Consider the following 10252-nt stretch of genomic DNA (forward strand, 5'->3'; position numbering starts at 1 on the left):
CGGCGACTCCTACGATAATGCGATGGCAGAGAGTATCAACGGGTTGTACAAAACGGAGGTTATCCACCGCGGGAGCTGGAAAAACCGGACGGAAGTGGAGTTGGCCACGCTGGACTGGGTGGACTGGGTGGACTGGTACAACAACAGAAGGCTGCTCGGGCGGCTGGGTTACATCCCTCCTACTGAAGCCGAAATGAACTATTACGCTTTGCAATTAGCATCAGAGGAAGCGGCGTAGTATTGCCAAAATTACTCTCTAATAAACTCGGGGTTATTCATCATTCACTCCGTCGCATCAGGATAGGGTGCGCAGCGGGCCGGCTTATTTCACCGCATGCGCGGCGGCCTGCTCAATCAATGCCGCAACCTCTTTAGGATGGGATTCATACACCGAATGACTGGCGCCGGCAACCTCTACCGTATGGCTCTTGGCGCGCTGAGCGTACATCCGTTCTAAATCAGGGTTAATGATTTTGTCCGCTTTCGCCACCATGTACCAGCTGGGTTTGGTTTTCCAGGCCGGATTGTCGATGGTGGTGGAGAAAATGGCGGCGGCGGTGGGCATCTGCGCCTGCGCTTCAAACATCGCTTGCTTGGCGGGCAAATCGGCGGCGAAATCGCCGGGGTAATTCGCCGGCGCCAGCATCATAAAGCCATCGGGGGTTTTCACATATGGGTGTGCGCTGTTGGGGTATTTTTTGCCGTTGCCGCCGCTTGATTCGCCGACGTCCAGCGCGTGGGCGGCGATATAGACCAGACCGGCGACATGGGCATCATTACCCGCTTCGCTGATGATGGTGCCGCCGTAGCTGTGGCCGACCAGGATCACCGGGCCGTCCTGCTGAGCCAGCACGCGTTGGGTGGCGGCGACATCTTCTTTGAACGAGGTTAGCGGCTCCTGAACCAGCGTCACTTTATAGCCATCCTGCGTCAGAATGTCATACACCGGACGCCAGCCCGCGCCGCCGACGAAGGCGCCGTGCACCAGGACGATGTTTTTCACGTTTACGGCCTGTGCGGCGGTGCTGATGCCCGCCATCAGACAGACGGAGGACAGAGCGATAATCTTGATGGATTGACCGAGGGTCAGTTTCATAACGTGTTCCTCATGTAGTAAGTATCGGTGTTCGTTTCATAGAGGAGTGTAAGGGGGTGAAACTGACCGCGGCATGAGCGAGTTATGACAAAAGTATGACGTTGCCGGCAATAATCAACGCGTGGGCCGACGTCCCGGCCGGCGGTGGAAGACGCATTCCGCCTCACCTGCGGCATGACGCAGGCGTCGACGTTGCGTTGATTTCTGGCAGGGGCCACCACGGGATGTAGGCATGCCGCTGCTGCCGGCATTGGGCAATACCGGTTGTCAATGTGAGCGTAACGGCTCAGGCCGGCAGCAGCGGTGGTCAACGGCCTTACCCGAGGTTGGTGAGACGGAACACCTCGCGGTAGCGGCGGAACGCCCAGATACACAGCGCCAGACCGAGCAGGGCAATCAGGGCGCCCACCAGGCCGATATCATCCATGGAGAAGAACAGGCTGACCTGATTGCCCAGCAACGCGCCGGCGCCGATACCCAGATTGAAAATGCCGGAGAACAGAGCCATAGCGACATCGGTAGCGTCCTGCGCCATGCCGAGTACTTTCACCTGCAGACTCAGGGCGAGGGCGGTCATGGCCATGCCCCAGATAACGCACAACAACGCGATAGCGAGATTATGCGATGCCAGCGGCAGCAGCAACAGCAGGCAAACCATCAGACAGAATATGACGCCCACCAGCAGCGCGGTAGGGTGACGATTGCCCAGGAAGGAAAACACCAGACTGCCGAGAATACCGGCGGCGCCGAACAGCAGTAGCAACATGGTGGTGAAGTTGTCGCCGGCCGCGGCCACGCGTTGCATGAAGGGTTCAATATAGCTATAAGCGGTATAATGGGCGGTGACCACCACCACGGTAATAGCGTATATGCTGACCAGCGCCGGGCGGCGAAACAATGCCGGCACGCTGCTCAGGGAGCCTGAGTGATTGCTCGGCAAACGCGGCAGCAGACGCCACAGCAGCAGCATGATCGCAAGCGCCGTGATGCCGATAATGCCGAAGGTAATCCGCCAGCCGAGATATTGGCCAATGAGTCTGCCCAGCGGCAGCCCCAGCACCATCGCCAGCGCGGTGCCGGTGGTCAGAAGGCTGAGCGATTGCGCTGATTTCCCCTTCGGCCCCACCCGGATAGCCAGCGAGGCGGTAATCGACCAAAACACCGCATGGGCCAACGACACACCGATGCGTGACCCCATCAACACCCAGAAATTCCAGGCGAAGGCGGTGAGAATATGGCTGGCGATAAAGAGCACGAAAGTACCCATCAGCAGGGCGCGCCGCTCCATCTGACTGGAAAGTAGCATCAGCGGGAGCGACATCAGCGCGACCCCCCAAGCGTAAACGGTAATGATTAATCCCACCTGGGCCGGCGTCATGGCAAAACTGGCGGCGATATCGCTGAGAAGCCCGACCGGGACAAATTCGGTGGTATTGAAGATAAAGGCCGCCAGCGCCAGACATAGCACCCGTAGCCAGGCTCTTGAGCGACTGGTGCGAGGCGTAAACGGCGGGCGGGCCCGGAAATGGCGGGAGGAACGGGTCGTTTGCATTGCGATGGCAGCCAACAAAATAGAATTTAGCGAAAAGCACCGGGCGGCGCGGGCGTCGTCGTGGCAGCGGGGCCTGCGATGCCCGGGCTGCGTGGTAACAGTTTACTCTTGATCTGTGATCTGTGCCGCGTTTTTTTGCGAAGTTATCGCCCCGTGCTTTCGCCCGCGTAGGGTTGAGGAGGTGATGAGCGCTGAGTGCGCTGTGCGCACCGTTTCGTGCTTGGTGAATGGGGCTCTGCGCCCTTAGCCCTGTAGGCTATGCTTGATGCTTAGTGCTTAGTGCTTAGTGCTTTGTGTTTTGAGCTGAGTGCTTTGTGTCCTGTGAAAGGTGCTGTGTATTCAGTGAAAGGTGGGCGGATCCGCTGCCAGGCGACCCGCAGCGCGGATAAGGGTCGAAAAGGGGGCGCCGTGCTTAGGCCAGCACCAGTCGTTTAATTTCTTGCAGCGTAGAAATGCCCTCCATCGGCCCCTTGCGCGAAACCGCCAGTGCGCCGCTGGCGTTGGCATAGGTCAGCGCTTCGCCCACCGGATAACCGGCCAGCAGCAGGCTGACAAACGTTGCGCCGAAACAGTCGCCGGCGCCGGTGGGATCCACCAGCGGTGTCTGGTAGCCCGCGACATGTTGCTCATGCAGCGCACCTTCCAGCCACTGGTAATGGCTGGCGCCGTTACCACCGCGCTTGATGGTAACATGCTGCACGCCTCCCCGCTAATAGGTCGGCCACGATAGCCGCCTCCGACTGATTGCGGCCGTGGGCGAAATACGTCATTTCCCCTTCGCTTGGCAGAAAGATATCTGTGTATTCCAGAATGTAATCGAACGCCTGACGCATCTCGGGGATATTCATCATCTCCTTGCGGATGTTGGGATCGAAGGAAACGGTTCCCTGATTGGCCTTGACTATCTGTATCACTTTACGCATGGCGTCAATGATACGAAACGAAAACAGCGACGACCCCATAATATGAAAGTGCTGGCAGCGCTCAAGCAAGGCGGGTTGAATATGGTCTGGGGAGAGAAAACCGCAGGCGCTGCTGGGAATATTGAAGATAAAATCCCGTTCGAGGGGGGTGCGATAGCTGACAAACGCGGTACCGGTAGGCGCTTTATCCACCCGGGTGATGCCCTCGGTCGCCACACCCTCCTGGCGCAGCCGCTCTATATTAAGCTCACCGAAATCGTCGTTGCCGACGCAGCCGAACAACAGCGAACTGAAGCCCAGCCGGGCGACCTGCGCGGCGAAGATGGCGGGCGCGCCGCTGGGATAGGGGCCGAGGAATTCCCCGGGCCGGGTAAAGCCCTGGTTATAATTTTTACAGAGAAATTCCACCAGTAACTCCCCCATGGTGCAGATGCTCACAGACATAGCGTCCCCTTTAATCCCCAGTAGAATCCCGATTAGTCCAGGTAAAACACTCGTTATTGCTGTAGCGGATGATGAAATCCGACTCGAACAACTGCTGTTGATAAAATCCGTTCACCGCACCGCAGGTCACCAAATTGTCCAACTGGGTCAATTGCCCGGCCGGCGCGTGAGCACCCTCGGGCGGCGGATAACCCGTGACCAGCAGGGTTTTCATCTGTGCATTATCGAGCACCCGCTGGTAATGCGGTGCCAACTGCGGCAGCTCGCCGCTGAGGGCGCCGGTGGCATCCAACGATGTGGCCTGCAAAATACAGTGAGAAAGCGTGTAATTTTGCACGACGCTGTCCAGCGTTTTGCCGACCAGAACATGGCGGTTGCGAATTAACTCGCTGCCTGCCAGGATCACCTCGCCATCGATAAACTCATTCGCCAGCAGGGCATGGTGAAGATCGTTAACGATAAGCCGCAGCTTTTTCCGGCTGCTCAGCAAGGGGATAACCTTGCGGGTAATGGCACCGTGCCCCAAGAACAGGGTGTCCCGATCGGCCACCAGGCGCGCGCAATGCAGCGCCATTTCCAGCTCCGCGGCGCGATTGGGTACCTCGCCGGCCGGTGGCGAAACACGCTGTGGCGCGATGGCGGCGGCGGTGGAAATGGCCCCGCCAAACGAGCGTTTCAAATAACCCTGCTGTTCAAGGTACGCCAAATCACCGCGAATAGTGACGCCGGAAACGCCCAGCTGTTCACACAGGCTTTCCACCCGTATCTCTCCCTGTTTTCGTACAATCTCAGCGATTTTCAGTCGCCGCTTCAATAAGTTGGATGATTTTCTCGGCACGGTGCCATCCTGGATAAGCGGTAAATAGCCTCACTATAGTCCGCAAACTTTCCAATTGAAAGTTTCAGGCGACCCGAGCCAACGCCCGGAGGGGCGCAGGGCACCACCCAACCGTGTTGCGCTGCCGTTGGCGATGGCTTCCCGCACGGCGCGGCACGCCGGACAGGGATTGATTATTAGAAAATGAAATTAATAATAACCCTTAATAATCATTATCTTAAATCTTGACAATTGTACCATCGCCGCCGGCTGGACAACAGTCTTTTTGCCCCTTTACGCGCGGGTGCCGGGGGTGGAGAAGCGAGGTAAAGCCGCAGAAAAGAGTAACACTTTCGTTTTACAATAATCATTATTTACGTTTTGTAAGCATTGTGCTTAAATTTGATCGCTGTCACGCCATTGTCGCGACATAACCCTTATATTAAGTTTCAATTTGAAGGTTATTATGATTTTCTTGCGGCTTATAAGCCACACTCAGGGGCCGCGTGCGGCAAAAGCGCGGATGGGTGTCTCTGGTGGCACCGTTAATCGTTAAGGAGAAAGCGACATGTCAGTTATCTCCAGCAAATACCTGCTGCTGAAAGCACAACGTGAAGGGTACGCCGTGCCGGCATTCAATATCCACAATCTTGAAACCCTGCAGGTGATTGTGGAAACCGCGGCGGCGCGGCGTTCGCCGGTCATTCTCGCCGGCACGCCCGGGACGTTCACTTACGGCGGCACCAACAATTTGGTGATGATAGCGCGCGCGCTTGCCGCTGAATACCGCCAGCCGCTGGTGATGCACCTTGACCATCATGAAACGCTGGCGGATATCAGCGCGAAGGTTCATGCCGGTATCCGCTCGGTGATGATTGACGGCTCCGCGCTTTCCTTTGAGCGCAATATTGCGCTGGTTCAATCAGTGGTGGCATTCAGTCACCGCTTTGATGCCAGCGTCGAGGCAGAGTTGGGGCGGCTTGGCGGCGAGGAAGACGATAAAGTGGTTGCGGACCGCGACAAACTGTTGACCTCCCCGGAGGCGGCGGCGACATTCGTTAGCCGTACCGGTATTGACTCCCTCGCCGTGGCGATCGGCACTGCCCATGGGTTGTACAAAGCCGCGCCGCAGCTGGATTTCGCCAGGCTGGAGCAGATTCGCCAACGGGTCAGCGTGCCGTTGGTGCTTCACGGTGCGTCGGGCCTGGCCGACGAAGATATTCGCCGTGCCATCGATCTGGGCATCTGCAAGGTCAATGTGGCGACCGAGCTGAAAATCGCCTTATTCCGGCGCGTTAAAATTCTACTTGCTTGAACATCCCGACGCCACCGACCCGCGCCATTATATGCCACCGGCAAAACGGGCGATGAAAGCCGTTGTCGACAAAGTGATGACCCTGTGCGGCAGCGAAGGCAAAGGGTAAATCTCAACAATGTCGCCAAAGTGATGACCCTGTGCGGCAGCGCAAGCAATGGGTAAATCTTAACAATGTCGACAAAGTGATGACCCTGTGCGGCAGCGCAGGCAACGGGTAAATCTTAACAATGTCGACAAAGTGATGACCCTGTGCGGCAGAGCAGGCAACAGGGCAATCAGGTGAGTTGCACCTTATTGCTGACGGCCACAGGCTGATAACTCAATATCTCAGCGCAATGGCCGATAATAAAACGGGGCGAGGGGAGCGCGAAGGTATTTATCGTTGCTAACAATGGTGAGAGTAATTGGGCCCTGCCTGGGCTGGCACAACGGACAGGGTTGCGAATGTCTTTTTAAACCCTCACTCTGCGTGAAGTTAATTAGATCAATAATGGGCGGCGCTAAAAATACAGAAATTAAGAAATACAGAGATAAAGAAATAATAATTATAAAAACAATAATAGAGTGATTGATGGCTATCGGCTCTTGGTTAGCGGTTTTCCGTTGTCGATGATGGGCAACCGAGCACTGCTGCGGCCGAGGCCTCTCATTCTTGCGCGATGCGTCATGCGCTTTTGGCAGCCGGCCAGCGTGGCGGTGCCCCGGGTAAGGTGGTGCGCTGAGTAAGGTTTTCTCTCAGGGCCGTCGGCCTTTCCGTCCGGCCTAACTTCTGTAGTCACGGCGTCAAGCTGTGGCTGAATCGTCGCGTATGTTGCGGCGCTAACGACATTGAGGTCTATAAAACATGAAGCATGCCACTCTTATCGGCGCCCTATTGGCGGCGTCTTTATCGCTGTTCACGCAGGCCGCGCAGGCGAAACACTACCAAATAGGCGCCTCGCTGCTGACTCAGCAGCATCCGTTTTATATTGAACTGGCGAATGCCATGAAAGCCGAAGCGCAACGCGAAGATGTGACGCTTAATATTTCGATAGCCAATCAAGATCTGAATAAACAATTATCGGACGTTGAAGACTTTATTACCAAAAAGGTCGACGCCATCATTATTTCACCGGTCGATTCACGCGGCGTCCAGGCGGCCATTATTAAAGCGGAAAAAGCCGGCATTCCGGTGGTCAGCGTCGATGTGGCCGCGGAAGGGGTCCCCGTGATAAGCCATGTAGCGACCGACAATTATGCGGGTGGCGTAGAGGCCGGCCGATTGATGGGGAAACTGCTTAATGGCAAAGGCGATGTGGCCATCATTGATTATCCGGCGCTGCAGTCGGTGGTTGCGCGGGTAGATGGCTTTAAAAAGGGCTTGGCCGAGACCCCCGCAGTGAAGATTGTCGCGATTCAGCCGGGTATCACCCGCGCCGAAGCGCTGACCACCGCGCAAAATATCCTGCAAGGGCATCCTAAGCTGGACGGTCTGTTCGGTTTCGGCGATGACGCGGCGCTGGCTGCGGTGATCGCGGCGAGATCGGCGCGCAACGATCACATCAAAATCATCGGCTTCGACGGCATGCCGGAGGCGCGCAAAGCGGTGGATAACGACCCGACCTTTGTCGCCGTGATCCAGCAATACCCGGACCAGATGGGCAGTAAAGCCGTAGCGGCGACCGTCGATTATCTCAACGGCAAAACGGTGCCGAAAACCATTGCCGTGGCCCCTGGCGTCTATCAAAAACCTTAACGGAAACGCACTGCCCGGCGCCGACCGGGCAGACCAGGCCGGCTGGCGCTCGGCCGCAGGCCTCAGCAACCGGAGAGCATGATGTCGGATATTCAGCTGGAAGTGCGCGATATCGCGAAAACATTCGGTGCCGTAGTGGCGCTGCAAAGCGTCAGTCTGACGTTACGCCGCGGCAGGGTGCATACGTTGCTGGGGGAAAACGGCGCCGGCAAATCGACACTGATGAAAATTCTTGCCGGTCTGTATGCCCCAGACCGGGGGGCTATCGTTGTTGACGGCCGTGCCGTGACGATCCGCAATCCCGCTCATGCCCGCGCGCTGGGCATCGCCACCGTGTTTCAGGAATTGAGCCTTAGCAACAATATGACGGTAGCGGAGAATATCTACGCCAACCATGAACCGGCCCGTTACGGTTTTATCCGTGATAGCCAAATGGTCGCGGACTGTCGGCGGCTGCTGGCGGAGTTAGGTATTGAGGCTGACCCGCATCAGCGGGTGGGGGCGCTATCGCTGGCGCACCGGCAATTAGTGGAAATCGCCAAGGCGCTCAGCTTTCCGGCTGCGGTGGTGATTATGGATGAACCGACGTCATCGTTAAGCGACGGCGAGGCCGGAATTTTATTCGGCATTATCGACCGCTTGAAGGCGCGCGGCTGCGCGGTGGTGTATATCTCCCATCGCGTGGATGAAATCATGCGCGTCTCCGACGATATCACGGTATTACGCGACGGTACGTTTATTGCCACCCACCACCGCGCCAACACCACCATCGCGCAACTCATCGCGCAAATGGTCGGCCGGGAAATGAAACACGTCTTCCCGCCACGGTTAGGGGCGAGTCCTGACTCCGGCGCCGTGCCGTTGCTGGAAGTTCGCCATCTTAATCGACCGGGGCAATTTGCCGATATCAGCTTCAGCGTCCGGCCGGGGGAGGTGCTGGGATTTTTTGGCTTGGTCGGCAGCGGGCGCAGCGATGTGATGAAGGGCATTTTCGGTCTGACGCGATGCGACGGCGATATTCTCATGGCGGGTAAACCGGCGACTATTCGCTCCCCCGCACAGGCCATCGCGCAGGGGATCGCGTTTGTCACCGAGAATCGAAAAGAAGAGGGGCTGGTGCTGAGTCATGATGTCAATCTCAACCTGCAACATATTGCTTTCCAGCACGCCGGCCCGCTGATTAACCGGCGCCGGGAGCGGCAGACCACCCGGGAGGCGATAACGCGAATGAACATTCGCGTCAGTTCCCCTTATCAGCGTGCCGGTACGCTGAGCGGGGGCAATCAGCAAAAAATCGTGCTGGCCAAATGGCTGCAAAAGACCCCACGGGTGTTGATTCTTGATGAACCGACGCGGGGCGTCGACGTGGGCGCGAAATATGAAATCTATCAGACGGTACGCCAATTGGCGGCCCAGGGGACGGCGATTGTGTTTATTTCCTCCGAACTGCCGGAGGTGATGGCGTTAAGCGATCGCCTGGTGGTGATGCGCGCCAAACGCATCGTCAACAATTATCCCAGCGCACAGTTAACCCCGGCCCAGGTCATCTCCGCCGCTACAGGAGTCGCATAAATGAGTGATAAAGCTCTCCTTTCCCCCGGGCATCAGCGCGATGGCGCCGGCGCCGGTTTTATCCGCGCCGCGAAGCAGTATGGTGGCATCGTCGGCGGCCTGGTGGCCCTGGTGTTGTTGTTCAGCTTGTTAAACGGCAGTTTTTTTACCGCCAATAATTTGACCAATATTGTGCTGCAGGTCTCCATTATTGCCATTACCGCTTACGGCATGACCTATGTGCTATTGCTGGGCGATATCGATTTGTCGGTTGGCGCCACCATCGCCCTAGTGGGGACTTTCGCCGCGCTGGGCCTCTCGTTTGGCGTTCCTTTCCTGCTGGTGCTGCCCATGGCCATCGTCGCCGCACTGCTGTTGGGTTGCATTAACGGTGCGCTGACTGAATAACCCCGGATAAATTAGAGTCTATACTTTAAAAGTGGAGGTCTCTATGACAACGACCAAACGTTACTCTCCGGAAGTCCGTGAACGGGCAGTTAATCTAGTGCTGGAAACTCAGCATGAGCATGCTTCGCAGTGGAAAGCGATCCAGTCCATTGCACCAAAAATTGGCTGCATACCCGAGACGCTGCGTCTGTGGATCAAGCAACATGAACAGCGGCTGGCGGTGAAAAACAGTCTCAACGCGGATGAACGTCAGCGGCTTAAGGAGCTGGAGCGCGAGAACCGTGAGCTTCGCCGCAGCAACGATATTCTACGACAGGCGTCAGCATATTTTGCCCAGGCGGAGCTCGACCGCCACTGCAAGAAATAGCGTCGTTAACGGTGCCGCTGATAGAACAGCATGGGGTCGAG

The 10252-nt window shown here is 57.0% G+C and carries 7 protein-coding genes, 3 pseudogenes and 1 other annotated feature; of the genes and pseudogenes, 6 read left to right on the plus strand and 4 right to left on the minus strand.

The features are described 5' to 3' along the window. Positions 1–238: integrase core domain-containing protein (locus CINSTRO3249_RS08335; RefSeq protein ID WP_143146883.1), on the plus strand; the 238-nt coding region annotated here is incomplete at its 5' end. Between the two features lie 84 nt (positions 239–322). On the opposite strand, the gene CINSTRO3249_RS08340 is transcribed toward CINSTRO3249_RS08335, so the two are convergent. The 4 genes and pseudogenes from CINSTRO3249_RS08340 to CINSTRO3249_RS08355 form a co-directional block, all read right to left on the minus strand. After that, positions 323–1039 (minus strand): alpha/beta hydrolase, encoded by a 717-nt coding sequence (locus CINSTRO3249_RS08340; RefSeq protein ID WP_371441375.1) that lies wholly within the window; start codon positions 1037–1039, stop codon positions 323–325. Between the two features lie 373 nt (positions 1040–1412). Further along, complete coding sequence (locus CINSTRO3249_RS08345) at positions 1413–2648, minus strand: sugar transporter (protein WP_074012943.1); 1236 nt, start codon at positions 2646–2648, stop codon at positions 1413–1415. Between the two features lie 412 nt (positions 2649–3060). Continuing rightward, positions 3061–4015 (minus strand): annotated as a pseudogene (locus CINSTRO3249_RS08350) (sugar kinase). Positions 4016–4025: 10 nt separating this feature from the next. Then, the gene (locus CINSTRO3249_RS08355) at positions 4026–4853 is read right to left on the minus strand and encodes a DeoR/GlpR family DNA-binding transcription regulator (protein ID WP_254304321.1); all 828 of its coding nucleotides are present in this window, start codon (positions 4851–4853) and stop codon (positions 4026–4028) included. 547 nt (positions 4854–5400) lie between these two features. Here CINSTRO3249_RS08355 and CINSTRO3249_RS08360 point away from each other — a divergent pair. From CINSTRO3249_RS08360 to CINSTRO3249_RS08380, 5 genes and pseudogenes are all read left to right on the plus strand, one after another. Continuing rightward, positions 5401–6256: pseudogene (locus CINSTRO3249_RS08360) on the plus strand (tagatose bisphosphate family class II aldolase). Between the two features lie 738 nt (positions 6257–6994). Beyond that, positions 6995–7885, plus strand: a complete 891-nt coding sequence (locus CINSTRO3249_RS08365) for a substrate-binding domain-containing protein (RefSeq protein ID WP_074012945.1) — start codon at positions 6995–6997, stop codon at positions 7883–7885. Positions 7886–7966: 81 nt separating this feature from the next. Beyond that, positions 7967–9457, plus strand: coding sequence for a sugar ABC transporter ATP-binding protein (locus CINSTRO3249_RS08370; RefSeq protein WP_074012946.1), 1491 nt, complete (start codon positions 7967–7969; stop codon positions 9455–9457). Further along, positions 9458–9844 (plus strand): ABC transporter permease, encoded by a 387-nt coding sequence (locus CINSTRO3249_RS08375; RefSeq protein WP_074012947.1) that lies wholly within the window; start codon positions 9458–9460, stop codon positions 9842–9844. Positions 9845–9887: 43 nt separating this feature from the next. Then, positions 9888–10208 (plus strand): annotated as a pseudogene (locus CINSTRO3249_RS08380) (transposase); the annotation flags it as partial. After that, positions 10166–10252 (plus strand) — a sequence feature (AL1L pseudoknot). This feature is flagged as partial in the annotation. Its footprint overlaps the pseudogene before it by 43 nt.

Origin of the sequence: Candidatus Sodalis sp. SoCistrobi (genome assembly GCF_900143145.1) — a bacterium.
Lineage (GTDB): Bacteria > Pseudomonadota > Gammaproteobacteria > Enterobacterales > Enterobacteriaceae > SoCistrobi.

Bases quoted from the DNA above. Each gene is read 5' to 3' on its own strand.
- CINSTRO3249_RS08340 (WP_371441375.1), bottom strand. From the start codon at position 1,039: ATGGCGGGCATCAGCACCGCCGCACAGGCCGTAAACGTGAAAAACATC.
- CINSTRO3249_RS08375 (WP_074012947.1), top strand. From the start codon at position 9,458: ATGAGTGATAAAGCTCTCCTTTCCCCCGGGCATCAGCGCGATGGCGCC.
- CINSTRO3249_RS08370 (WP_074012946.1), top strand. From the start codon at position 7,967: ATGTCGGATATTCAGCTGGAAGTGCGCGATATCGCGAAAACATTCGGT.
- CINSTRO3249_RS08365 (WP_074012945.1), top strand. From the start codon at position 6,995: ATGAAGCATGCCACTCTTATCGGCGCCCTATTGGCGGCGTCTTTATCG.
- CINSTRO3249_RS08345 (WP_074012943.1), bottom strand. From the start codon at position 2,648: ATGCAAACGACCCGTTCCTCCCGCCATTTCCGGGCCCGCCCGCCGTTT.